The sequence below is a fragment of the Klebsiella africana genome (assembly GCF_020526085.1).
GTDB classification, from domain to species: Bacteria; Pseudomonadota; Gammaproteobacteria; order Enterobacterales; family Enterobacteriaceae; genus Klebsiella; species Klebsiella africana.
In genome coordinates this window covers 3,766,160-3,790,080 of sequence record NZ_CP084874.1, presented here as the reverse complement: position 1 = coordinate 3,790,080, position 23,921 = coordinate 3,766,160, and the positions used below count along the sequence as shown (strand labels likewise).

The window sequence follows — 23,921 nt, the reverse complement described above, 5'->3', positions numbered from 1 at the left end:
ATTTTTCAGCATGCTTTTTTTGTGAGCAACTTGCGGGCGTGCTTCACCACCCCGGCGGCATCAATTTCATGGCGCGCGCGCGTGGCGGCGCGATCGGCGGCAATGGCGTATTGCCCGTCAGGGATACCTAAGCGCCGCAACGGGATAGCGCACCCGGCCTCGGCCAGCACTTCCGCCACCAGGCTCCCGACGCCGCCGTTGACGTTGTGTTCTTCCACCGTGATCGCGGCCGGACAGGACTGGATTGCCACCAGTAGCGCCTGGGTATCACAAGGACGAATAGATGGGACACTGATAACGGTGGCGTCAATACCTTCTGCGGCGAGTTGTGCGGCGGCTTCCACTATTTCATGTACCGTTGAGCCCATGGCAACCAGCGCAATATCGCGTCCCAGACGCAGCACATCAATGTTGCCCGGAATAAACCGGTAATGTTCATCATGCAGTTCCGGCAGCGCTTTACCGTCGAGGCGGATATACACTGGCCCGACGTGGGCAAGGGCATAATCAATAATCTGCCGGCACTCGCCGGGACTGGACGGTGCGTAAATTTCAATATTGCCAAAACCGCGCAGAATGGCGATATCGTCAATACTGTGGTGGGTGCTGGCCAGTGGACCGTAGCTGGCGCCCGCGTTCAGCCCGAACAGTTTGACGTTGGTGTTGTTGTAGCAAACGTCGACCTTAATCTGTTCATTGGCACGTGAGATAAGGAATGGCGCCGCGTTGCAGGTCACGGCCACTTTACCCCCCAGCGCCAGGCCGGCGGCAGCGCCAACCAGCGTCTGCTCGGCGATGCCGACGTTGACCAGTCGGCCAGGGAATCTTTTGATAAACGGGGCAATTTTCGCCGTTGAGGTGGAGTCGGCCACCACTGGCACTAAATCCACGCCGCGGTCTACGGCATCAATAAAGGCATTCACCATCACCGTGGCGAGATGTTCGCTATTACTCATCTTTCAGTTCCTCCAGCGCCAGTTCAATTTCTTCTCCTTTCGGTACCCGGTGATGCCACTCGGGGCGTCCCTGAATAAAGGAAATACCCGCGCCTTTGGTGGTGTTAGCAATCACGACGTGTGGTTTCCCGTTCGGCTGCAGGCCCTCAAGGGTGGCGACCACCTCCGCCATATCGTTGCCGTTGCACTGCGTAACCTCCATGCCGAAAGCGCGCCATTTTTCATCCAGCGGATCGGTATTCATGATCTCTTTGGTCGCACCGGCCAGCTGCAGATTATTTTTGTCGTTGATAATAATAAGGTTATCCAGCTGATAGTGGGCGGCGACCAGCGCGGCTTCCCAGTTGCTGCCCTCCGCCAGTTCGCCATCGCCGGTGACGACAAATACGCGACGCGGGTTGTTATCGCGTTTCGCTGCCAGCGCAATGCCTACCGCCACGGGCAGACCATGGCCCAGCGCACCGGTATTGAGCTCAATACCCGGCGTTTTGTGCTTTACCGGGTGTCCTGGCAGCGCCGAGTCGGCGTGTTGATAGGTTGCCAGCCAGTCAACGGGAATAAAGCCTGCTTCGGCCAGCACGCAGTAATAACCGCCGACAGCATGCCCCTTCGACTGAATATAGATATCGCGGTCGTCGCTCTCTTTTCGCGCAGGGGAGCAGTTAAGGATGCGAAAATAGAGGGCGGTCAGAAGTTCGACCTGTGACAGATCGGCACCGGTGTGGCCGCCTGCCGGGCTTTCCGCATTTAAGACGATGATGCGGCGGCGGATGGCGCGTGCTTTTTGTTCTAACTCCTTAACGGAGAGTGAAAACGGATTCATAAAACACCTCTTGAAAGTAAATTCTTGTGTGAATAAATATTCCAGCAGGGTAAAAAAACACTTCCCATCCTGACTACCTTTTATCGTCGACAAAACAAGGTATTAATAAGTGATTGAATATATATTCACTACTGATTTATTATTCACATAGGTAAGATATGCCCTGTGACGGGGTTTGTCCACGATTTGTACGGCCTATTTTCTAAAAAAGGAGAAAACGATCACATTTGGATCGTCGGGAAAAGGGCGCTGCGCTTGTTATCTATTCAATGATGCATAAAAATAACGAGCAGAATACAGAGGGGAATGCCATGTCGAAGCAGGATGAACAGCGGTTGCTGGTGAAGATCGCCACGCTTTACTACAGCGAGAATAAAAAGCAGTCCGAGATCGCCTCGCTGCTGCATCTGTCCCAGTCTTTTGTTTCACGGGCGCTTACCCGCTGTCAGAAAGAGGGGCTGGTGAAAATTACCGTGGTCCAGCCGACAAACATTTTTGTCGATCTGGAAAAGGCGATTGAGGAACGTTTTGGCATTCGACAGGCGATAGTCGTCGATGTGGGCGAGAACGCCAGTTACAGCCAGGTAAAGCATGCCATCGGCAGCGCAGCGGCGCACTATGTCGAAACGCGGCTGCGGCCGGAAGACCTCGTGGGGATCTCGTCCTGGAGCAGTACGATCCGCTGCATGGTGGATGAGATGCACCCGCAGAACATTCGCGCCGCCGGGGTGATTCAGCTGTTGGGCGGCGTCGGTCCCAACGGCAACGTGCAGGCTACCATTTTAACCCAGCAGCTGGCGGCGCATTTAGGCTGCCCGGCGTGGCTGTTGCCGTCGCAGAGTATTGAGCACTCCGTGGAGGAGCGCAGCCGTCTGGTAAACAGCCCGGACGTCGCGGCGGTGGTGGCGAAATTTGCCGAAGTGGATGTGGCCATCGTCGGTATTGGTGAACTGGAGCCTTCGCAGCTGCTGAAAAATTCCGGTAACTATTATAATGAAACCATGCTCCAGCTGCTGGCGGCGCGCGGCGCGGTGGGGGATATCTGCCTGCATTACTATGATGCGGCGGGCAAACCGGTACTGAGCCAAGATGAGGATCCGGTGATCGGTATGGAGCTTGAGCAAATTCGTCGCTGTCCGCAGGTGATTGCGCTGGCCGGCGGCGTGGACAAAGAGAACGCCATCCGCGGCGCGTTGCAGGGCGACTATATTGATGTCCTGATCACCGACTTCCCGACCGCGCGCGCGTTAATTAAGGGTTAAGCGGGGGTGGAGACTGGCGTGCCTGGCGCGCCAACATCGCCAGTTCGTCCGCGCTGAGGCGAGTCATCCGCAACACGGTTTCAGTGTCCATACCGTTCTCTAACATCATCAGCGCGATGCGGCAGGCTTCGCGATGCTCACCCGCTTGTAAACCTTCGTTCAAGCCTTCCTGTAACCAGCGTTGTTTTCCCTCTTCGCGACCTTTCTGCTTCAGGTACTCGGCAATCGTCATCAGGGTATCCTCATATTGCGGCAGACGTTCGACCAGCTGGTCGATAAAGTTATCCGGGTCGGCGCTATTGCCATGCAGCGACATATAGGTAAATAACGTTTTGAACTGCTGGTGGTCAGTGTATCCCATCAGCACCACCTCCACCAACTGCTGGAGGATATGGCTGAGATCGCGTTGACGGATGTGTTTCTGGACCAGTTCCAGAAGCGCGATCCGCCGATGCTGTAATATGGCGTCGTCGGGAATATCGGTCACATCGACGAGCGGAAAGGCCCCGAGATAAAGCTGTTTTGCCGGTGAGTCAGGTGGGAACTCGTCCAGCCAGCACAGTGAAAAGGGATAGGGAGAAATGCTGCCATGATAAAACAGCATGGGAATTACCAGCGGCAGCGCTTTATGGCCGCGATCAAGATGCTGTTGCATGGCCGCGAGGGCATAGCGCAGGAGTCTGAACGCCATATGGCTGTCCGGGGTGCTCTGATGCTCAATGACCACATAGATATAGCCCTCTCCCTTGCTGGTCTGCAGAGAGTAGAGAATATCGGAATAGCTGGCGCGCAGGTTGTCCTCAACAAAGCTCCCGGATTCCAGGTGCAGAGTGCTTAAGTCGCACAGTTGCCGCAGCGCGGGCGGCAGATGAATATCCAGAAAATCGCGTGCGGTTTCGCTGTCGCGCAGAAAGCGCTTAAACAGACTGTCGTGCGGGGTCGAGTGCGGACGTTTTTTCATGGCTTCCTTGCCTGGCAGAGCAGAGTGGCGGGATGCTACCACCGCTTGCCGTCGGGCAGGATTTTTCGATGCGGTTTTGCGAAGCGCCTCGGAGAAAGGCGCATCGTGAGTCAGTCTCGCCTCCTGTGGCCTGGGCCACAGGAGGTCTTGCGGTTACTTATTCTCCATGACCGCCTTCTGAGCGACCACCGCCGCTTTCTGCTGCATCCGGTTTTGCATCTGATCGATAATGACCGCCACAATAATCACGATCCCTTTGATGACCATCTGCCAGAACTCGCTCACCCCCATCATCACCAGCCCGTCGGCGAGAAAACCGATGACAAACGCACCAATCAGCGTACCCAGAATGGTTCCCCGGCCGCCGGCCAGCGATGTTCCGCCCAGTACGACGGCGGCGATAGCATTCATCTCAAAAGCGGTACCATTAGCCGGATGGCTGGCCAGCAGCTGCGCGGAGACCACGATCCCGGCAATGGCGGCGCAAAAACCGGACAGCGTGTAGACCAGCACTTTAATTTGCTTCACTTTCACGCCGGAGAGCTCGGCGGCGCGCTCATTGTCACCGATCGCATAAACATGGCGGCCAAAGGGCAAACGCCGGGCGATATAGGCGATGATCAGCGCCAGGAGGATCATCAGCCAGATGGCCCACGGGATGCCAAAGAGCGCACCTGCGCCAATTTCATCGAAACCCGTGTTGCCCAGCTGCGGATTGCCCGCGAGCCCGGGGAAGGTTTGGCCATCAGAGGTCAGCATCGCGGCTCCGCGGAGCACATACATGGTACCGAGGGTGCAGATAAACGGCGCCACATTGTAGCGGGTAATGATCCAGCCATTAACGGCGCCAATCAGGGCGCCTATCAGCAGCACCAGAGGCACAATGACCCACACGCTTGGAAAAATGGCGATGCCGAACATCGGCAGGACGATCCCTTTGGTGATAAGCCAGCCAGCTATCATTCCGCAGAGACCGAGCGTGGCGCCAATCGAGAGGTCGATACCGGCAGTGATAATGACAAAGGTGATCCCCAACGCCAGAAAGGCGTTAATCGCAATGTGTTTAATCATAATCACCATGCTGCCAGCGGATAAAAAACCGGGCACGGTCATCGTGAAGAAGCCGACAATCAGAAACAACGCGATAAAGGTGCGCAGTTTTAATAACAACAGCAGGATATTTTCACGGGAGAGAGAGGCTCCGCCGCGCGGCGCCAGTGCGACCGATTGTGTCATTTTCATCTTAGAACCCCTGAGCGCTTGCTGAAACCAGCGCCGACTCTTCGGCCTGGTCACGAACGATATCGGCGGTCAGTTTGCCGCCTGACATCACCAGGATACGGTCAGAGACCGCCATGATTTCTTTTAAATCGGAGGTGGAGAACACCACCGCCATTCCCTGCTGCGACAATTGCACCATCATGCGAAACACATCCCCCTTGGCGCCGATGTCGATTCCGCGCGTAGGCTCGTCAAGAAACAGCACCTTCGGATTGGTTAACAGCGAACGGCCAATCACCACCTTTTGCTGATTGCCGCCGCTGAGCGCCTGGATCTCGACCTCTGGTGATGAGACCTTAATGGAGAGATTGCCAATCGTGCTGGCGACGACGGCATCTTCCTCTTTATTGGCAATGGTTAACCCGCGCTGAAGACGACGCCACAGGCTGGCAATGGTCAGATTGCTGGCGACTGACGAGATGGGAAAAATCCCGGTCCGCTTACGATCTTCCGGCACCAGACTCATGCCCATGCGGATGCGTTCGGCCGTGGTTAACCGCTGGGGAACCGGTTTGCTGTCCAGCCAGATCTTGCCAAAGTAGTGGCGCGCTGTCCCCAGCAGACATTCAAACAGCTCGGTTCGTCCGGCGCCCATCAGGCCGTAGATCCCAATAATTTCACCGGCATGTGCTTTAAAACTGACGTTATCCACCACCGTATTGCCCGCGGCATTCACGCAGGTCAGGTTCTCCACTTCCAGCAGTGGGGCGCCGAAGCGGCGATCCGGGGGAAGAAAATGGCTTACCGGATCGCTTCCCAGCATTTCACGGACGATCCATGGCACATCAATTTCACTCACCCTGGCCTCCGCCTGGAATTTGCCGTCACGCAGTATGGTAATGACGTCGCCGATGGCCATCAGCTCCTCCAGACGGTGTGAGATGTAGATGATGGACACCCCCTGACGCGTCAGTTCGCGGATGACCCGAAACAGGATATCCACCTCGGTTTTGCTTAAGGCGGAGGTGGGCTCATCAAGGATCAGAATGTCCGCATTTTCCGCCAGCGCTTTGGCTATTTCGACCAACTGCTGCTGACCGACCTTCAGGTTACCCACCAGCTCCCGCGGCGAGATCGGCTGGTCGAGTCGCTGCAACAGCTCCGCGGCTTGTCGTTCCTGCTCTGCTTCGTTAATCGGCGTAAGCCCGCGCTGTAGCTCGCGGCCAAGAAAGATATTTTCCGCGACGCTAAGATTTTCAAACAGGTTCAGCTCCTGGTGAACCATACCAATGCCGTGGGCGGCGGCCTCGCGGGTGCTGGAGAAACGGACAAGCTTACCGTTGAGCTCCATTTCGCCCAGGCTCGGCTGTTGCACACCGGCGAGAATTTTCATGAGCGTTGATTTACCCGCGCCATTTTCGCCGATGATCACGTTAACTTTGCCACGCCAGACGTTGTAGTCGACGTTATCCAGCGCCACCGTGCCGGGGAACAGCATGGAAATACCACGGGTGCGTAAAATGATCTCCTCTGTGGGTGAACTGGCCATCAGCGCGCCTCCTGTTTTAGCGCAAGAGCGGCCGCATCCTGCAGGCTGCCGTTAACCACCGTGGCCGCAAAGAGAATATCGACAGGTTTGCCTGCCCAGCTCGCGTCCACTGTCGGCAACGATTTTATCGCCTCCCGGTTGTAGGCGCGTGAAAGCTGCGCAAACTGCACCTGGTTGGTAAAGTCTTCAAATTTGAACCCGCTGGCATCGCGAATGGCGTTGCCCCGCATGACAGGACCCAGCTGTACGACCAACGGCTGACCGTGTAGCGTAAGAGTGAGCTTTTGCTCGCGTGGGTTGCTGACGTCAATCCCGGTCACTTCGCTGCTCAGGCGAACAAAGACGCTCTGTGGCGTCGCGCCAGAGGCCTGACGCACTTTTTCCAGCGCAGTCGCGTCCAGCGCATGTTGGTTCGCTGCGTCAATCACTCGAGATTGCCAGGTTTGTTGCGCGATCTGCTGCGGGGTGAGATGGTCGAAGCTGGGTTTCGCGTTCGGGTCGGCAGGCAGCACTGGCTTGCCATTCTCATCTAAGTCCACCACCGTGCAGGCCGTCAGCAACAGGGCGGCGCAGCCCATCAGCACGGCGCCCCATTGTTTTAACCGCATCATTTCCGCCTTACTCGCTGAGGTTGAACATGTTGAGTTTTTTCGCATTGCCACTATCGATGAGGATGCAGTCCATCAACTGCTTCTCTTCTTTCTGGGCTTTCCCGTTCTTCAGGAAAAAGTCCGCCTGTTCCACGGCCATTTGCGCCTGCTTCCAGCCAGGCTGGAGAACCGTGGCTTTAATGTTGCCCTGCTTGAGTATCGAGTCGCGCGTGTAGTCGCTGCCGTCGAAGCCGACGACAATCACGTCGTTTTTACCCGCGGCTTTCAGCGCCGCTTCCGCCCCCAGCGCCATGGTATCGTTGCCGGAAATCACACCGACGATATCCGGATTGGTCTGCAGAATAGCTTCCATACGGGTAAAGGCTTCCGTCTGGCTCCAGTTCGCCGTCTGCTGGGCGACCATTTTCATTTCCGGATAGTCGTCCAGCACATCGTGATAACCCTGCGAGCGGACGCTGGCGTTGGTGTCGGACTGACGACCTAACAGTTCGACATACTTGCCTTTACCGTTGAGGAGGCTGGCGAATTTTTCCGCGCCAAGCTGGGCGCCCTGATAGTTGTTAGAGACGATCTGCGCCACGGCGACGCCGGTTTTATTGATCTCCCTGTCGATTAAAAATGCCGGCACACCTGCCGCTTTTGCTTTTTCCAGCGGGCCGACGGTGGCATCCGCGCCAGCATTATCCAGGATGATGGCTTTGGCTTTGCGCGCAATAGCCGTTTCAATCAATTGGTTCTGTTTGTTGACGTCATCGTCGTGGGAGGCGACCAGGGTGCTGTAACCCAGCTCTTTCGCTTTCGCCGCTGCGCCGTCAGCCTCCGCTTTAAAGAATGGATTATCATGTGAAGGGGTAATGATCGCGATCAGGCCATTATCGGCGGCGAAAAGTGAGCCAGATGCGGCCATCATGGAAGCAAACAGAACAGACTTTATCAGGGTAGTTTTCATTATTATCTCCGCATTGAATATATATTCAATAATGATTTATTATTCAATGTAACCATAAAGCGGCCAGCCAGAACTGTCTACGGTTTGCACAGGTAATTTCTTAAAAAGCGAAAAGGATCACGCTTCGCGAGGCGGGCAGGTACAGGTAATGACGAAATCGTCTTTTATCAGGTGATTGATTTGCAAGGTGAAATCAGCAAGCTGTACGGAGAAGCGGGCAGTAAAGCGTAAATGAACCTGCTGCGCAGTGAGCGCCACAATCCGGGCGCTGTGGAAGCCGGGCAGGGCTAAAGCATGAGAGGACCAGGCCTTAAACCCACTCTCTTTCGCGGAAAACGCCAGCGTCAGCGCCAGCGGGAAGGGCAGACCGCTGCGCAGCAGCGCCGTTTTTTCTGCCGGACTGATAATGCTGCTCTCCAGCTCCGCCGCCAGCTGCGGGGTAAACCGGCGCTCGATATCGACCCCCACCGGCCGATCGGCAACCACCGCCAGCGCGCGCTGGCCGCAGTGGCTGATGCTGCCGAACCAGGGTGTGGGCCACAGCGGCTGGCGCCGATCGCCGATGGCGGGGAGCCGTTTCTCCCCCACCTCGCGCAGGGCGTATGCCGCGGCGATGCGTCCGGCCAGATGCTCCGCCTGCCGCTTGCGGCCCCAGTTGGTCAGGCTGGCGTGATAGGGCAGCCAGAACAGATCTTCAGGCTCGAAAGTCGCCGGGTCGAAGTCGATCTGTTGGATGGTATAGCCGGCCAGCGGCAAAGTGGTGTGATGGTGGCGCATAGGGTAAGGTTACCGCGGTTGCCCCCGCCCTTTGTCCTGCAAGGGCGGGGGAGTGAGAACCCGCTATCAGAAGTGGGTGTTGACGCTCATATACCAGGTACGGCCCGATTCGTTATAGGTCTCGGCGCCGGCGCCATACATATAGCCGGTGGCGCCACCGGTGGTCTGGGCGTTGCCCGCGCGCCAGTGGCGCTTGTCGAAGACGTTATCCACGCCGCCGGTCAGACTGACGTATTTGGTGACGTCCCAGGTCGCGCTCAGGCCGAGGATGCTGTAGGGGCTGACCTCGTTCTTCTCGCTGCCGGTAACCGGTTGACCCTTGTAGTTGTACTTCTTCGGCTCCTGCTTGCCGTACCAGGTAAAGGTTGACTGCAGCGAAACGTCATCGCGTACCTGCCAGCTCAGTGTAGAGTTCAGCGTGTATTCCGGGATAATCGACAGACGATCGCCGGTCTCTTTGTTCTTACTCTGCAGCATGTAGGTGATGTTGTTGGTCCAGTTCACGGTCTCGCTCACCGGAACGTTCAACGTCCCTTCCAGGCCTTCCACCACCGCTTTCGGCACGTTTTCCCATTGGTAAAGGTCGGTGCCGCTGCCGTTGGTATAGACCGGGGCATAGCCCGCTTCAATCTTATTGCGATAGTCGTTGCGGAACCAGGTGACGCCTGCCAGCCAGCCGTCGCGTTTAAACTCGAGTCCAATCTCTTTGTTGATGCTGGTCTCAGCTTTTAAGTCGTCGTTACCCTGCAGATAGCAACCGGATTTACTGGCGTAGCAGCCCTGTCCTTTGCTGTAGAGAATATAGTTCGGGTTGGTCTGATACAGGCTCGGCGCTTTATAGGCGCGAGCGATACCCATCTTCAGCGTAAAGTCGTCCCACAGACCCTGCGACAGGTTGAGGGAAGGGCTCCAGTTATTGCCGACGATGCTGTGATGATCGAAACGCAGCGCCGGAGTCAGCATGGTGGTATCGGTCAGCTCCATGTTGTTCTCTGCGAACAGCGAGAAGATTTCCGCCTGTGAGTACGGGCTGCGGCCGGTGCTGTCGTAGCCCGGAATTTCACCTCCCGACAGCGCCTGGGTGTTGGAAGCGTTATCCTTCATCCGCTGCTGGTTCCACTCGCTGCCCAGCGTCAGGTTCTGATTAACCAGATAGTCGAAGGGAATACTGACTTCACTGTGCAGCATCACATCTGACAGATCGATATCCGAGAACTGATTACTGTTAAAGATCCCCTCGGTGCCCCCGGCCAGGCCTTCGCCTTTGCGCGAGTTGCGGGTGCGCTCGTACTGCGCCCAGTTGCTGGTGGTCATCCCGTTATCCCAGGCGCCGTTCCAGGTGACCGAGTAGGTGTTGCGGTACAGCCGGTTGGTCTCTTTGCCGTAGTTCTCTTTTACCAGGTCGTTGGTGTTGGTGTTCTGGGTGTCGCCAGCGTAGAGGTTGCCCTGGCGGCTGTAGCCAGCTTCAAACTCCAGCGACTGCATCGGAGCGAATTCCCAGCGCACCAAACCATCGATGTTTTTGTTTTTCACCCCTTCACGTCCGGCAGGCAGGGTGTCGGCATAGATCCCGGTACGTTCGGACTGATGGCCCTGGTTGATATCCCAGGCGTCGGCCTGCGTTTTGTCGAGGTTACCGAACAGGCGGAAGCTGAAATCGCCGCCCAGCGGGCCGCTGAGGCTGAAGTTAGTGCGTTTGGTGGAGCCTTCATCCTTGTGCTCGGGGGCGTTCATATAGGTGTTCCATGAGCCGTGCCACTCATCGCCGGTTTTTTTGGTGATGATATTCACCACGCCGCCGGCGGCGCCGTTGCCGTAGCGGGCGGCGGCCGGGCCGCGGATCACTTCGATGCGTTCGATCATCTCCGGTGGCACCCAGCTGGTATCGCCGCGGGTGTCGCGCTCGCCGCGCCAGCCGAGACGCACGGAGTTGCGGCTGGTGACCGGCTTGCCGTCGATCAGGATCAGGGTGTTTTCCGGGCCCATGCCGCGGATATCAATCTGGCGGTTATTGCCGCGCTGGCCACTGGTGGAGTTGCCGGTCAGGTTGACCCCCGGCATGGTGCGAATGATCTCCGAGACGTCGCGCGCCGGTGGTCGTTTGCGGATCTCATCGGCGGTGATGGTGGAGACGCCCGGCGCCTGCAGATTCTGCTCGGCGGCGGTGACCACCATGGTCTCTTCAGCAGCGCTGTTTTTATCGTCGGTGGCGGTTTCCGCTGCGCTTAACGGAAAAGCAACCCCGTAAATTCCCAGATTGACCAGCAAGGCCAGGGATTTGATCCTGTTATTCATTGTTATTCCTGCTTTTTATCGCCACGTTCCCCAAACGCCCCTTCCCACCGGGAGGGGAGGCGGCATAAATGTTGCCAAAAGCGGGCAAAGGCACTCCGTCGCTGGCTGAATAAGCCCGCTTTGACATGTTCTGATGAAAGACGCGCTTCCCACGGCGCGCTAATACGCTATTGCAAATGCAAATAGTTATCAATAATATTATCAATAAATAGTGACAATTAATTAAAAAAGTCACGTGATACATAGGGTTAATGACAGAATGTTAAGGACAGGAAGCGAGGAGTGGTGGCAAACCCTGCGGGGGCCGCAGTGCCGCGCAGTGGATGATGCCATCGAGGTAACGTTCTGGTGGCGGGACCCGGTGGGGGATGAAACCCGCTCTCCCCATCGTCGGGTATGGCTCTATATCACCGGCGTGACCGACCACCATCAGAATGCGCGGCCGCAATCGCTGCAACGTCTGCCCGGGACCGACGCCTGGTTCTGGCGCACTACGCTGTCGCCGTCCTGGCGCGGCAGCTACTGTTTTATTCCCTCTGTCCGTGACGATGACTTTTCCCCTGAGGTATTTAGCGCTGACGCGCCCGACCGCGCGCTGCTGCGCGAAGGCTGGCGCAAACTGCTGCCGCGGGCGATAGCCGATCCGCTGAACCCGCACAGCTGGCAGGGCGGACGCGGCCATGGGGTCTCGGCCCTGGAGATGCCGCAGGCCCCCGTGCAGCCCGGTTGGGACCGGCTTAATGAGGCGCATCCTCCCGCCCGTTGCCTTGAGTGGCGTAGCGCGCGTCTGGGCAACCATCGCCGGGTCTGGATCTACACCCCCGGTGAGGCGGTCGACCCGCAAACGCGGCCCCTGGCGATCCTGCTCGACGGCCAGTTCTGGGCCGAGAGCATGCCGGTGTGGTCGCCGCTGGCCGCGCTGACCCGCGAGGGGAGACTGCCGCCGGCGGTCTACCTGCTGATCGACGCGATCGACAACCAGCGCCGCGGGGTTGAGCTTCCCTGTCATCGTGATTTCTGGCTGGCGGTGCAGGAGGAGCTCCTGCCGCTGGTCCACGGCCATGCCCCGTTCAGCGACCGCCCGGATCGGACGGTGGTGGCCGGGCAAAGCTTCGGCGGCCTGGCGGCGATGTTTGCCGCCCTCAACTGGCCACAGCGCTTTGGCTGCGTGCTCAGCCAGTCAGGCTCCTACTGGTGGCCGCATCGCGATGGCCGCGGGACGGGCTTTATCGGCGAACAGCTTCGCCAGGGGGAGGTGTCCGCGGCCGGGCTGCGTGTCTGGCTGGAAGCGGGCCAACGCGAACCGATTATTTTTCGCGCTAACCAGACGCTGTTGGCGCAACTCACCACAACACAGCAGACAATTTTCTGGCGTCAGGTTGACGGCGGGCATGATGCGCTTTGCTGGCGCGGCGGGCTGACGGCAGGGCTTATCCAGCTCTGGCAGCCTCTGCTGTCGCACCCTTAGCATCGCGCTTTACGACAGGAGTTTGATATGCAATTCAGTAACCCCTTCGACAATCCGCAAGGGCAGTTTTACATTCTGCGCAATGATCAACAGCAGTACAGCCTGTGGCCGGCGCATTGCGATCTGCCTGCCGGCTGGACGGTGGTCTGCCCCCCGCAGTCGGCCGAGGCTTGCAACGCCTGGCTGGCGGCCAACTGGTCAACCCTGACCCCCGCCCATCATGCGTCATAAGGAGCTGACAATGACCACTCGTTTACCGCTGGTTGCCGCGCAGCCGGGGATCTGGATGGCCGAGCGCCTCTCGACTCTGCCAGGCGCCTGGAGCGTGGCCCACTATGTTGAATTGCGCGGCGCCCTCGACCCGACGCTGCTGGGAAAAGCGATTGTCGCTGGTCTGCAGCAGGCGGACACCCTCAGTCTGCGCTTTGAGGAAGAGGAGGGGGAAGTCTGGCAGTGGCTGGCGGCCGACCGCACCTTTGGCGAACCGTCGATCATTGACCTGCGTACGGCGCCGGATCCGCATCGTGCCGCCACGGAGCGCATGCAGGCGGATCTGGCGCAGGATCTGCGCGTCGACGGCGGCAACCCGCTGGTGTGCCATCAGCTGCTGCGTGTCGGCGACGATTGCTGGTACTGGTATCAGCGTTATCACCACTTGCTGGTGGATGGCTTCAGCTTCCCGGCGATAACCCGGCAGATCGCCGCCATTTATCGCGCCTGGCAGCGGGGGGAAGCCACTCCTGAGTCGCCTTTCACCCCCTTCGCCGAGGTGGTGGACGAGTACCAGCGCTACGCCGGCAGCGAGGCCTGGCAGCGGGATAAAGCCTTCTGGCAGGCCCAGCGCCAGGCGTTACCGGCGCCTGCCTCACTCTCTGCCGCACCGCTGGGCGGGCGCGCCGCCGGGAGCGATATCTGGCGGATGAAGCTGGAGATGAACGCCGACGCCTTCCGCCGCCTGGCCAGCCATGCGCCGCAGTGTCAGCCCGCTGACCTGGCGCTGGCGCTCACCACGCTGTGGCTGGGCCGCCTGTGCAACCGGATGGACTACGCGGCGGGCTTTATCTTTATGCGCCGGATGGGTTCAGCCGCGCTGACCTCGACGGGGCCGGTGCTCAATGTCCTGCCTCTGGCGGTGCATATTGACGCCCAGGAGACGCTGGCAGACCTGGCGATGCGCCTCGCCGGTCAGTTGAAAAAGATGCGCCGCCATCAGCGCTATGACGCCGAGCAGATTGTTCGCGACAGCGGCAAAGCGGCAGGGGACGAACCGCTGTTCGGCCCGGTGCTGAACGTCAAAGTCTTTGATTACCAGCTGGATATCGATGGTGTGCAGGCAGTGACCCACACCCTCGCCACCGGCCCGGTCAACGATCTCGAGCTGGCGCTGTTCCCGGATGAGACCGGCGGCCTGTCGCTGGAGATCCTCGCCAACAAGGCCCGGTACGACGAAGCCGAGCTCCGTCGCCATGTGGCGAGACTGACCGCGCTGCTGGCGCAGTTCGCCGCCGATCCAGCGCTGCGCTGCGGCGAAGCAGAGATGCTCTCCGCCGACGAGCTGGCCCGGCTGGCGGCGGTCAACGATACCGCTGTGCCGCTGCCTGCGACCACCCTCAGCGCGCTGGTGGCCGACCAGGCGCGGAAGACGCCGGATGCGCCGGCGCTGGCGGACGCTAACTGGCAGTTCAGCTATCGCGAGATGCGTCAGCAGGTGGTGGCGCTCGCGCAGGTGCTGCGGCAGCGCGGCGTGAAGCCGGGCGATAGCGTGGCGGTGGCCCTGCCGCGCTCGGTGTTCCTGACCCTGGCGCTGCACGGTATTGTCGAAGCGGGGGCCGCCTGGCTGCCGCTGGACACCGGCTACCCGGACGACCGTCTGCGCATGATGCTGGAAGACGCCCGGCCGTCGCTGCTGATCGCCTCGGAGGATCAGCTGGCCCGCTTCAGCGATATCCCGGGGCTGGAGAGCCTCTGCTACCAGCAGCCGCTGGCCGTTGGGGATGAGGCGCCGCTGGCGCTGTCAAAACCGGACCATACCGCCTACATCATCTTTACCTCCGGCTCCACCGGGCGGCCGAAAGGAGTGATGGTCGGCCAGACGGCCATCGTCAACCGCCTGCTGTGGATGCAGGATCGCTATCCGTTATCTGCCGACGACGTGGTGGCGCAGAAAACGCCGTGCAGTTTTGACGTGTCGGTGTGGGAGTTCTGGTGGCCGTTTATCGCCGGCGCGCAGCTGGTGATGGCCGAGCCGGAGGCGCACCGCGACCCGCAGGCGATGCAGCAGTTCTTCGCCCGCTACGGAGTGACCACCACCCACTTTGTGCCGTCGATGCTGGCGGCGTTTGTTGCCTCGCTGGATGCCGACAGCGTCGCCGCCTGCCGCACGCTGCGGCGGGTCTTCTGCAGCGGTGAAGCGCTGCCGACGGAATTGTGCCGCGAGTGGGAGCGCTTAACCGGCGCGCCGCTGCATAACCTGTACGGCCCGACGGAAGCGGCGGTGGACGTCAGCTGGTATCCGGCCTGCGGGCCTGAGCTGGCGGCCGTGACCGGCAGCAGCGTGCCGATTGGCTGGCCGGTGTGGAACACCGGGCTGCGCATTCTCGATGCCGCGATGCGCCCGGTGCCGCCGGGCGTGGCGGGGGATCTTTATCTCACCGGCATCCAGCTGGCGCAAGGCTATCTGGGGCGTCCGGATCTCACCGCCAGCCGCTTTATCGCCGATCCGTTTGCCCCCGGCGAGCGGATGTATCGCACCGGCGACGTGGCGCGCTGGCTGGCGAACGGCGCGGTGGAGTACCTTGGCCGCAGCGACGATCAGCTGAAGATCCGCGGGCAGCGCATCGAGCTTGGCGAGATTGACCGGGTGATGTCGGCCCTGCCGGACGTGGCGCAGGCGGTGAGTCATGCCTGCGTCTTCAACCAGGCGGCGGCGACCGGCGGCGATGCCCGGCAGCTGGTGGGCTATCTGGTCTCTGACTCCGGCCTGCCGCTGGATACCGCGGCGCTGAAAGCGCGGCTGGCGGAACAGCTGCCGCCGCATATGGTGCCGGTGGTGCTGATGCAGCTCGCCGACCTGCCGCTGAGCGCCAACGGTAAACTGGACCGCAAAGCGCTGCCGCTGCCGACCCTCGGCGGGGAGCGCGGCGGCCGGCCGCCGGAGCCCGGCATGGAAACCCTTGTCGCCGCGGCCTTCAGCCAGCTGCTGGGCTGCGAGGTGAACGATATCGACGCCGATTTCTTCGCCCTCGGCGGCCATTCGCTGCTGGCGATGCGCCTGGCGGCACAGCTTAGCCGCCAGCTGGGGCGGCAGGTGACCCCGGGGCAGGTGATGGTGGCCTCGACGGTGGGCAAACTGAGCGCGCTGCTGGCGGCCGATCTCAGCGATGAGCAGGCTCAGCGCCTGGGGCTGGATACGCTTCTGCCGCTGCGCGAGAGCGACGGCCCGACGCTGTTCTGCTTCCATCCCGCCTCCGGCTTCGCCTGGCAGTTTAGCGTGCTGGCGCGCTATCTCAGCCCGCGCTGGTCAATAACCGGTATTCAGTCGCCGCGCCCGCAGGGGCCGATGGCCAGCGCCGCCAGCCTCGACGAGGTGTGCGAGCACCATCTGCGCACGCTGCTGGCGCAGCAGCCGCACGGCCCTTATTACCTGTTCGGGTATTCGCTGGGCGGCACCTTAGCCCAGGGGATTGCCGCCCGCTTGCGCCAGCGCGGCGAAGCGGTGGCCTTCCTCGGCCTGCTGGATACCTGGCCGCCGGAGACGCAAAACTGGGCAGAGAAAGAGGCCAACGGGCTGGATCCCGAGGTACTGGCGGAGATCGACCGCGAGCGCGAAGCGTTCCTCGCCGCCCAGCAGGGGCAAGCCTCCGGCGAGCTGTTCAGCGCCATCGAAGGCAACTATGCCGATGCGGTGCGGCTGTTAACCACCGCCCACAGCGCGACGTTTGACGGCAAGGCGACGCTGTTCGTGGCGGAGAAGACGCGGCAGGCGGGGATGGATCCGCAGGTTGTATGGGGCCCGTGGGTGGGGGAACTGGAGGTGTTCAGCCAGAACTGCGCTCACGTCGACATTATCTCCCCGCAGGCCTTTGAGGCCATCGGCCCGGTGGTCAGGGAGATTCTGGGGTAACGGTTGAGTTCGGGCTACAGCAGGTAGCCCGGCTCAGCGTAGCGCAAGCCGGGGAAAGGGAAGATTACCGGCGGCCCAGCGGTACCACCAGCGGCGTATGCGCCACCGGATCCTCAATGATCGTGCAGCGCAGGCCGTAAATCCGTTCAATCAGATCCGCCGTAACGATCTCCTTCGGCGCCCCCTCGGCGACGATCCTGCCGTCGCGCAGGGCGATCAGGTGGGTGGCGTAGCGGCAGGCCTGGTTAAGATCGTGCAGCACCGCCGCCAGGGTATAACCCTTCTCGCGATTCAGCTCGCTCAACAGCTCCAGCAGGTCGATCTGATGGCTGATGTCCAGCCAGGTGGTCGGCTCATCCAGCAGCATAATCGCCGTCTCCTGGGCCAGCACCATCGCTATCCACGCCCGCTGCCGCTGGCCGCCGGAAAGCGTGTCGACGCTCTGCAGCGCCAGATCGCTGATCCCGGTCGCCCGCATTGCCTTGTTCACCGCCTCTTCATCTTCTTTGCGCCAGCGGGTAAACAGCGGCTGGTGCGGATAGCGCCCGCGGGCCACCAGCTCCTGCACCGTGATATCGCCAGGAGTGGTGGCATTCTGCGCCAGCAGCCCGATGCGGCGGGCAACCTCTTTACTGGCGTACTGCTGGATCTGCGCGCCGTCGAGCCAGACGTGGCCGCTGGCGGGCGTCATCAGGCGACTAAGGGTGCGCAATAGCGTCGACTTGCCGCAGCCGTTGGGGCCGATAATGGCGGTGAAATGACCGTCAGGGATGGTCACGTTCAGCGACTCGGCGATGGTCTTGTTCCCGTAGGCCAGGGTTAACTGCTCGCCGCGCAAACGGGAGGGGACAGCACTCATTTTTTGCGGGACTCCTGAATCAGTAATGCAATAAGGTAAATACCGCCGAGGCTGACGGTTAACACGCCAACCGGCAGCTGCCAGGGCATAAACAGCCGCTGGGCGCCGTAATCGGCCAGCGCCAGCAGCAGCGCGCCGCACAGGGCCGACTGGGTCAGTCCCCAGCGGGCCGTGCCGCTCAGGCGGCGGGCGATATGCGGCGCCACCAGCGCGATAAATGAGATCGGCCCGGCCAGCGCCGTCGAGGCGGCGGTGAGCACCACCGCCACCAGCATCAGCAGCAGGCGCGAGCGCTCGACCTGCACCCCCAGCGCGCAGGCGGTATCGTCGCCCATCTCCAGCAGCCGCATCCGGCGAACCAGCAGGGCGCTGCCCACCAGCATCAGCAGGATCAGCGGCGCCGACGGCCAGGTTTTACTCCACGTCAGGCCGTTAAGCGATCCGGCGTTCCACAGGCCCGCAGAAAGGGCGGTCTCCAGCGAGGCGCGCAGCAGCAGCCAGGTGTTGAATGCCACCAGCATGGCGCGCACGCCGATGCCGATAATGATCAGGCGGAAGGTCTCGATCCCGTTGCGCCAGGCCAGCAGCCAGACCACCAGCGAGGTCAGCACCCCGCCGGTCATCGCCGCCAGGGCGATCGCCGTCAGGTTCTGGCCGAAGAGGACCATCGCCACCAGCACGCCGCTCCAGGCGCCGGTGTTAAAGCCCATCACGTCCGGGCTGCCGAGCGGGTTGCGGGTCAGCGACTGGAAAATAGCGCCGCTGACGCCGAGCGCGGCGCCGATGAGCAGCGCCATTAACACCCGCGGCAGCCGCCATTCGTTGACCACCATCGCGACGTTGCGCGGCGCATCGCCGAACAGCGCCGAGAATACCTGGTCAATCGTCAGGGGCACCGGGCCTTGCGCCAGCCCGAGCAGAGAAATTAGCAGACTGGCGGCCATCAACAGCAGGCAACTGGCGATCAGGCGGCGGGACGGGGCAATCACAGGCCACCTCCCCGCGGCTGGCGGCGCACCAGCCAGATCAGCACCGGCGCGCCGAGAAAGGCGCTCACCACCGATACCCGCAGTTCGCCGGGCACCAGCAGGCGGCCAATCACGTCGGCAAACAGCAGCAGGGCCGGGGTGGCAAGCAGGGTGACCGGCAGCGACCAGCGATGATCGGCCCCCACCAGCCAGCGCGCCATATGCGGCATCATCAGGCCGATAAACGCGATGGGGCCGACGACGGCGGTGGCGCTGCCGCACAGGACGGTGATGACGATCAGGCCGATCAGCTGGGTGCGGGCGACGCGGCTGCCGAGGGCGGTGGCGGTATCGTTGCCCAGGCTCAGGCTGTTAAGCGCCCGGCTCAGCAGCAGAGCGGCGATCCCCGCCACCACTACCGGCAGCAGGACAATTTTCAGCGTTTGCAGGGTGCGGATATCCAGCGAACCGGCCTGCCAGAAGCGCAGCTGATCGTAGACGTCCGGGTTGAGCAGGGCGATGCCGTTTGACAGCCCCTCGAGTACCGCCGCAAGGGCGACCCCGGCGAGGGTGAGGCGCACCGGGCTCAGCTGGCCGCCGCCCTGGCTGCCGGTGAAGGCCACCAGCAGCGAGGCGCAGAGCGCGCCGCAAAACGCCAGCAGCAGTTGCTCCTGCGGGGAAGTGATCCCGAACAGCGCCGCGCCGAGGACGATGGCGAAGCTGGCGCCGGAGTTGACTCCCAGCAGGCCGGGGTCGGCCAGCGGGTTGCGGGTGAGCGTTTGCATCAGCGCGCCGGCGAGACCGAGGGCGACGCCGGCCAGCAGACCGGCCAGAGTGCGCGGCAGGCGCGCGTCCAGCACGATGGTGCAGTCGGCGCTTTGACAGGTTCCGCTGAAGGCGGTGAATACCGTACCGATCGGCAACGATTTGGCGCCGATGGTCAGGCTAAGCACGGCGGCTAAGGCGAGTAACAGCAACAATCCGGGCACGGCGACAGAGCGTACCGCGGTCGTAGAAAACGACATAACTGACATCCCTGATATGATAATGATAGTAATTATCGTTATCGATTTTATTCAGCTATGGTAGCATGACCCACAGTAAAAAGGGTATTAAAAATAACGACAAGGCGCTGTAATGAACCGACAATCCTGGCTGCTCAATCTCAGCCTGCTGAAAACTCACCCGGCGTTTCGCGCCGTTTTTATCGCTCGCTTTATCTCTATTCTGTCGCTTGGCCTGCTGGGCGTGGCCATTCCGGTGCAGATCCAGATGATGACCCATTCGACCTGGCAGGTCGGGTTGTCGGTGACGCTGACCGGCGCGTCGATGTTTGTTGGTCTGATGGTGGGGGGCGTGCTGGCTGACCGCTATGAACGTAAACGCCTGATCCTGCTGGCGCGCGGTACCTGCGGCGTGGGCTTTGTCGGCCTGTGTCTGAACGCCCTGTTGCCGGAGCCGTCGCTGGCGGCGATCTACCTGCTGGGGATCTGGGATGGGTTCTTCGCCTCGTTGGGGGTGACCGCGCTGCTGGCGGCGACGCCAGCCCTGGTGGGGCGGGAAAACCTGATGCAGGCCGGGGCCATCACCATGTTGACGGTGCGCCTTGGCTCGGTGATTTCGCCGATGATCGGCGGCCTGCTGCTGGCCACCGGCGGCGTGGCGTGGAACTTCGGCCTGGCGGCGGCGGGAACGTTTATCACCACCTTAACTCTGCTGCGTCTGCCGCAGCTGCCGCCGCCTCCGCAGCCGCGCGAGCATCCGCTGCGCTCCCTGCTGGCGGGGCTGACCTTCCTCTGCCAGAGCCCGCTTATCGGCGGCATCGCGCTGCTCGGCGGTCTGCTGACCATGGCCAGCGCGGTGCGGGTGCTTTATCCGGCGCTGGCTGACGGCTGGCAGATGTCGGCCGGACAGATTGGCCTGCTGTACGCCGCTATTCCGCTCGGCGCGGCGCTGGGGGCGTTGACCAGCGGCCAGCTGGCCCAGACGGTGCGGCCGGGCGCGCTGATGTTGGCGACCACGGTGGGATCGTTTGTCGCCATTGCGCTGTTCAGCCTGATGCCGCACTGGGCGTTGGGCGCGCTGTGCCTGGCGCTGTTTGGCTGGCTGAGTGCTATTAGCTCGCTGCTGCAGTACACCCTGATCCAGACCCAGACGCCGGAACATATGCTCGGGCGGATTAACGGTCTATGGACCGCGCAAAACGTCACCGGCGACGCAATCGGCGCGGCGCTGCTCGGCGGCTTAGGGGCGGTGATGACCCCGGCGGCATCCGCCAGCGCCAGCGGCTGGGCGCTGGCGCTCGTCGGCGTGCTGTTGGTGGGGCTGCTACGCGAGCTGCGCCGTTTCCAGCGCCCGGAAATCGTCAATGAAAGTTAAGTAGGGTGCGATTGCCCGGTGGCGGCTACGCCTTACCGGGCCTACGGTACGGCAGGCCGGTGCAAGCTCAGCAGGCCGGGCAAGCACCGCGCCGCCCGGCAAAAGAGTTCAGGCCGCGTACCCGTCCTGATGCCCGGTGGCGGCTGCGCCTTACCGGGCCTGGGGTCTGGCCTGGAGGGGGCAAGCATTGTAGGCCGGGCAAGCGCCGCGCCGCCCGGCAAAAGAGTTCAGGCCGCGTACCGGCCCTGATGCCCGGTGGCGGCTACGCCTTACCAGGCCTGGGGGCTGGCCTGGGGTCTGGCCTGGAGGGGGCAAGCATTGTAGGCCGGGCAAGCACCGCGCCGCCCGGCAAGGTGTTCAGGCCGCGTACCAGTCCTGATGGCACAGCCCGCGTTAGCCGAACAGGCTGGAGAGACGCTGGAGCACCAGCAGAGCGCTGTAGTAGTCAAGACGGAAGGTCTCGGTGCCCAGCGGGTAGACGCGTTTGCCTGCGACCGCCGGGAGATGCGCCAGCAGCGGGTTGGCGTAGATGGCATCCGCATCTTTCTGGTCGCCAGCGAACAGGAACAGGCTCTGGCCGTTCAGACCGGCCGCGAGGTTCTCCCCGCCCAGCTGCACGATATCGTGGCGTTTACCCTGGCTATGGCTGGCGGGCAGGCCGCCCGGCAGCGTCGCCAGGCTAAAGCCCAGCTGTTCGAGCATCTGCCCCTGAGCCGATTCCGGCGTCCAGATATTGGCGTTGTGCGCGGCGGCGGTATAAACCAGAGCGGTCACCGGCTGCGGCGGCAGTTTCATTTTTTCTTTTAACGAAACGAGCTGTTTATTGAAGTCGGCAATGCGCGCGCTGGCCTGCTGCTCATGGCCGGTGATCTGCCCCAGCTGAGTGAGCAGGGTTTGCCAGCTTTTATCGTCATAGTTGATGACCAGCGTCGGGGCGATCGTTTTGAGCTGATCGTACAGCGGCAGGGCAGAGTCGCCGCCGGTGGCGCTCACCAGGATCAGATCCGGCATCTGGGCGGCCACCGCTTCGGCGCTTGGTTCGCCGATGTACAGCCGCGCCAGCTTGCGGGCTTTGGCGACCTCGCTCCACTGGCGCAGAAAGCCCTGGCTATCGGCGACGCGATTGTTTGGCGTGGTGGCGCCGCTGGCGACCACCGGAGCGTCAATCGCCAGCAGCGAACCGGTAAGCGTCACGCTGGTGGAGACAATGCGCAGCGGCTGGCTCGACAGGGTGTGCGTCCCGTAGCTGTCGGTGACCTGGCGCGGCCAGTCCGCCGCCTGGGCTGAGGTAATTCCTAAAAGCAACAGCATGCCGGCTAGCGCACCGCGGCGGCAGAAAGAAAAGAAGTTCACGTCATCGCATCCTGATTTAAAAGGTGATAAATGCGTCTCATTTTCAACTTTGTGCCAGCAGGATGCAAGCCAAAGTGGCGGCGCCATGACGTAACGCGGTTGACATGGCGGGCAATACCTTTTAGGTTAGCCAACCAAAATATAAATGATAATTATTCGTAATATCTTTATCGTTTTTGGAGGATGATATGGAAACGTCACTGGCTGAGGATGTACAGAAACCGACCCGGACCCTGTCGCCGGACAGCTTCTTCTTTATGTCGCCGTACCGCAGTTTTACCACTTCAGGCTGCTTCCGTCGCTTCTCGCAGCCCGCCGTTGGCGGCGATGCGCTGAACGGAGAGTTCCAGCAGCAGATGGCGGCCGCCTTTACCGAAGCCCGGGCGGCGGGGATCCGCAAGCCGGTGATGGTCGGGGCTATCCCGTTCGACACCTGTCAGCCTTCCGAGCTCTATATCCCCGAGCGCTGGGAAGCGTTCTCTCGCCCGGAAAAGCAGCGTTCCGCTCGCTATGCCGCGCCGCTGGAGGCGATGGAGGTGGTGGAGCGCCGGGAGATCCCGGAGCAGGACGCGTTTTTAGCCATGGTGGAACGCGCCGCCGCCCTGACCGCCACCCCGGAAGTGGACAAAGTGGTGCTATCACGACTTATCGATATCACCACTCGCGATCGTGTCGACAGCGGCGCGCTGATGGAGCGACTGATCGCCCAGAACCCCGCCAGCTTTAACTTCCACGTGCCGCTCTCCGACGGCGGCGTGCTGCTGGGCGCCAGCCCGGAGCTGCTGCTGCGTAAAGAAGGACAGCACTTCAGCTCGTTACCGCTGGCCGGCTCCGCCCGTCGCCAGCCGGACGATGTGCTCGACCGCGAAGCAGGCAACAGGCTGCTGGCCTCCGGCAAAGATCGCCACGAGCACGAGCTGGTGACCCAGGCGATGAAGAGCGTGCTGGGCCCGCGCAGCAGTCAGCTGTCGCTACCGGAGTCGCCGCAACTGATTACCACCCCGACGCTCTGGCATCTGGCGACGCCAATCGAAGGCACCGCGCTGGCGGAAGAAAATGCCATGTCGCTGGCCTGTCTGCTGCACCCGACGCCGGCGCTGAGCGGCTTCCCGCACCAGGCGGCGAAGCGCCTGATTGCCGAGCTCGAACCGTTCGATCGTCAGCTGTTCGGCGGCATCGTCGGCTGGTGTGACGATGAAGGCAACGGCGAGTGGGTGGTAACCATCCGCTGCGCGCGTCTGCAGCAGCGTACGCTGCGCCTGTTTGCCGGCGCGGGCATTGTTCCGGCCTCCTCGCCGCTGGGCGAATGGCGCGAAACCGGCGTCAAACTGACCACCATGCTTAACGTATTTGGCTTGAACTAAGAG

General features: G+C 61.5%; 19 protein-coding genes. 6 read left to right on the top strand and 13 right to left on the bottom strand.

Annotated elements, in window-relative coordinates:
- Positions 1–5 precede the first annotated feature (5 nt).
- Both LGL98_RS18345 and LGL98_RS18340 read right to left on the bottom strand, forming a co-directional pair.
- Positions 6–956, bottom strand: coding sequence for a transketolase family protein (locus LGL98_RS18345; protein ID WP_136033233.1), 951 nt, complete (start codon positions 954–956; stop codon positions 6–8).
- Positions 949–1,779, bottom strand: coding sequence for a transketolase (locus LGL98_RS18340; RefSeq protein WP_004893549.1), 831 nt, complete (start codon positions 1,777–1,779; stop codon positions 949–951). Before LGL98_RS18340 ends, LGL98_RS18345 begins: the two co-directional genes overlap by 8 nt.
- Positions 1,780–2,090: 311 nt before the next feature.
- On the opposite strand from LGL98_RS18340, the gene LGL98_RS18335 reads away from it, so the two are divergent.
- Complete coding sequence (locus tag LGL98_RS18335; RefSeq protein ID WP_004893547.1) at positions 2,091–3,041, top strand: sugar-binding transcriptional regulator; 951 nt, start codon at positions 2,091–2,093, stop codon at positions 3,039–3,041.
- Here the strand turns inward: LGL98_RS18335 and LGL98_RS18330 are convergent.
- From LGL98_RS18330 to fepA, 7 genes are all read right to left on the bottom strand, one after another.
- Positions 3,031–4,002: an Rpn family recombination-promoting nuclease/putative transposase gene (locus LGL98_RS18330; protein ID WP_136033231.1), complete on the bottom strand. Its 972-nt coding sequence runs from the start codon at positions 4,000–4,002 to the stop codon at positions 3,031–3,033. The two genes, LGL98_RS18335 and LGL98_RS18330, sit on opposite strands and share 11 nt — an antisense overlap.
- Positions 4,003–4,155: 153 nt before the next feature.
- On the bottom strand, positions 4,156–5,244 hold the full coding sequence (locus tag LGL98_RS18325) for an ABC transporter permease (protein ID WP_004885708.1): 1,089 nt from the start codon (positions 5,242–5,244) through the stop codon (positions 4,156–4,158).
- Position 5,245: 1 nt separating this feature from the next.
- The gene (locus LGL98_RS18320; protein WP_208431239.1) at positions 5,246–6,772 is read right to left on the bottom strand and encodes a sugar ABC transporter ATP-binding protein; all 1,527 of its coding nucleotides are present in this window, start codon (positions 6,770–6,772) and stop codon (positions 5,246–5,248) included.
- Positions 6,772–7,380, bottom strand: coding sequence for a DUF2291 family protein (locus tag LGL98_RS18315; protein WP_004893534.1), 609 nt, complete (start codon positions 7,378–7,380; stop codon positions 6,772–6,774). The genes LGL98_RS18320 and LGL98_RS18315 overlap by 1 nt, the downstream gene beginning before the upstream one ends.
- Positions 7,381–7,390: 10 nt before the next feature.
- A complete protein-coding gene (locus LGL98_RS18310) occupies positions 7,391–8,332 on the bottom strand; it encodes a D-ribose ABC transporter substrate-binding protein (RefSeq protein WP_004178959.1) in 942 nt (313 codons plus the stop codon).
- A 117-nt stretch (positions 8,333–8,449) separates the two neighbouring features.
- Entirely contained in the window at positions 8,450–9,109 is a 660-nt protein-coding gene (gene entD, locus LGL98_RS18305; protein WP_136033229.1) for an enterobactin synthase subunit EntD, read from the bottom strand.
- A 66-nt stretch (positions 9,110–9,175) separates the two neighbouring features.
- The gene (fepA, locus tag LGL98_RS18300; RefSeq protein ID WP_136033228.1) at positions 9,176–11,404 is read right to left on the bottom strand and encodes a siderophore enterobactin receptor FepA; all 2,229 of its coding nucleotides are present in this window, start codon (positions 11,402–11,404) and stop codon (positions 9,176–9,178) included.
- A 259-nt stretch (positions 11,405–11,663) separates the two neighbouring features.
- Here fepA and fes point away from each other — a divergent pair, with 259 nt between their 5' ends.
- The 3 genes from fes to entF are packed head-to-tail and all read left to right on the top strand — an operon-like array spanning position 11,664 to position 16,995.
- Positions 11,664–12,872, top strand: coding sequence for an enterochelin esterase (fes, locus tag LGL98_RS18295; RefSeq protein WP_136033225.1), 1,209 nt, complete (start codon positions 11,664–11,666; stop codon positions 12,870–12,872).
- Positions 12,873–12,899: 27 nt separating this feature from the next.
- On the top strand, positions 12,900–13,103 hold the full coding sequence (locus LGL98_RS18290) for an MbtH family protein (RefSeq protein ID WP_004176919.1): 204 nt from the start codon (positions 12,900–12,902) through the stop codon (positions 13,101–13,103).
- Positions 13,104–13,113: 10 nt separating this feature from the next.
- Positions 13,114–16,995, top strand: a complete 3,882-nt coding sequence (gene entF, locus LGL98_RS18285) for an enterobactin non-ribosomal peptide synthetase EntF (protein WP_136033223.1) — start codon at positions 13,114–13,116, stop codon at positions 16,993–16,995.
- 64 nt (positions 16,996–17,059) lie between these two features.
- Here the strand turns inward: entF and fepC are convergent, their stop codons facing one another.
- The 3 genes from fepC to fepD are packed head-to-tail and all read right to left on the bottom strand — an operon-like array spanning position 17,060 to position 19,847.
- Positions 17,060–17,854 carry an iron-enterobactin ABC transporter ATP-binding protein gene (fepC, locus tag LGL98_RS18280; RefSeq protein WP_002893737.1) on the bottom strand — a complete coding sequence of 265 codons (795 nt, stop codon included), beginning with the start codon at positions 17,852–17,854 and terminating at the stop codon, positions 17,060–17,062.
- Positions 17,851–18,843 (bottom strand): iron-enterobactin ABC transporter permease, encoded by a 993-nt coding sequence (gene fepG, locus LGL98_RS18275; protein WP_168435359.1) that lies wholly within the window; start codon positions 18,841–18,843, stop codon positions 17,851–17,853. Before fepG ends, fepC begins: the two co-directional genes overlap by 4 nt.
- On the bottom strand, positions 18,840–19,847 hold the full coding sequence (gene fepD / locus LGL98_RS18270) for a Fe(3+)-siderophore ABC transporter permease (protein WP_136033221.1): 1,008 nt from the start codon (positions 19,845–19,847) through the stop codon (positions 18,840–18,842). Before fepD ends, fepG begins: the two co-directional genes overlap by 4 nt.
- Positions 19,848–19,959: 112 nt before the next feature.
- Here fepD and entS point away from each other — a divergent pair, with 112 nt between their 5' ends.
- Positions 19,960–21,201: an enterobactin transporter EntS gene (entS, locus tag LGL98_RS18265; RefSeq protein ID WP_136033219.1), complete on the top strand. Its 1,242-nt coding sequence runs from the start codon at positions 19,960–19,962 to the stop codon at positions 21,199–21,201.
- A 393-nt stretch (positions 21,202–21,594) separates the two neighbouring features.
- Here the strand turns inward: entS and fepB are convergent, their stop codons facing one another.
- Positions 21,595–22,554 carry a Fe2+-enterobactin ABC transporter substrate-binding protein gene (gene fepB, locus LGL98_RS18260; protein ID WP_136033217.1) on the bottom strand — a complete coding sequence of 320 codons (960 nt, stop codon included), beginning with the start codon at positions 22,552–22,554 and terminating at the stop codon, positions 21,595–21,597.
- A 188-nt stretch (positions 22,555–22,742) separates the two neighbouring features.
- On the opposite strand from fepB, the gene entC reads away from it, so the two are divergent.
- Positions 22,743–23,918, top strand: a complete 1,176-nt coding sequence (entC, locus tag LGL98_RS18255) for an isochorismate synthase EntC (protein WP_136033215.1) — start codon at positions 22,743–22,745, stop codon at positions 23,916–23,918.
- The last annotated feature ends 3 nt before the right edge of the window (positions 23,919–23,921 follow it).

Coding starts and splice junctions, on each gene's coding strand:
- LGL98_RS18330 (WP_136033231.1), bottom strand. CDS start 4,002: ATGAAAAAACGTCCGCACTCGACCCCGCACGACAGTCTGTTTAAGCGC.
- fepD (WP_136033221.1), bottom strand. CDS start 19,847: ATGTCGTTTTCTACGACCGCGGTACGCTCTGTCGCCGTGCCCGGATTG.
- LGL98_RS18340 (WP_004893549.1), bottom strand. CDS start 1,779: ATGAATCCGTTTTCACTCTCCGTTAAGGAGTTAGAACAAAAAGCACGC.
- entS (WP_136033219.1), top strand. CDS start 19,960: ATGAACCGACAATCCTGGCTGCTCAATCTCAGCCTGCTGAAAACTCAC.
- fes (WP_136033225.1), top strand. CDS start 11,664: ATGTTAAGGACAGGAAGCGAGGAGTGGTGGCAAACCCTGCGGGGGCCG.
- LGL98_RS18315 (WP_004893534.1), bottom strand. CDS start 7,380: ATGCGGTTAAAACAATGGGGCGCCGTGCTGATGGGCTGCGCCGCCCTG.
- entF (WP_136033223.1), top strand. CDS start 13,114: ATGACCACTCGTTTACCGCTGGTTGCCGCGCAGCCGGGGATCTGGATG.
- LGL98_RS18310 (WP_004178959.1), bottom strand. CDS start 8,332: ATGAAAACTACCCTGATAAAGTCTGTTCTGTTTGCTTCCATGATGGCC.
- fepA (WP_136033228.1), bottom strand. CDS start 11,404: ATGAATAACAGGATCAAATCCCTGGCCTTGCTGGTCAATCTGGGAATT.
- LGL98_RS18320 (WP_208431239.1), bottom strand. CDS start 6,772: ATGGCCAGTTCACCCACAGAGGAGATCATTTTACGCACCCGTGGTATT.
- LGL98_RS18325 (WP_004885708.1), bottom strand. CDS start 5,244: ATGAAAATGACACAATCGGTCGCACTGGCGCCGCGCGGCGGAGCCTCT.
- fepC (WP_002893737.1), bottom strand. CDS start 17,854: ATGAGTGCTGTCCCCTCCCGTTTGCGCGGCGAGCAGTTAACCCTGGCC.
- LGL98_RS18290 (WP_004176919.1), top strand. CDS start 12,900: ATGCAATTCAGTAACCCCTTCGACAATCCGCAAGGGCAGTTTTACATT.
- LGL98_RS18335 (WP_004893547.1), top strand. CDS start 2,091: ATGTCGAAGCAGGATGAACAGCGGTTGCTGGTGAAGATCGCCACGCTT.
- LGL98_RS18345 (WP_136033233.1), bottom strand. CDS start 956: ATGAGTAATAGCGAACATCTCGCCACGGTGATGGTGAATGCCTTTATT.
- entC (WP_136033215.1), top strand. CDS start 22,743: ATGGAAACGTCACTGGCTGAGGATGTACAGAAACCGACCCGGACCCTG.
- entD (WP_136033229.1), bottom strand. CDS start 9,109: ATGCGCCACCATCACACCACTTTGCCGCTGGCCGGCTATACCATCCAA.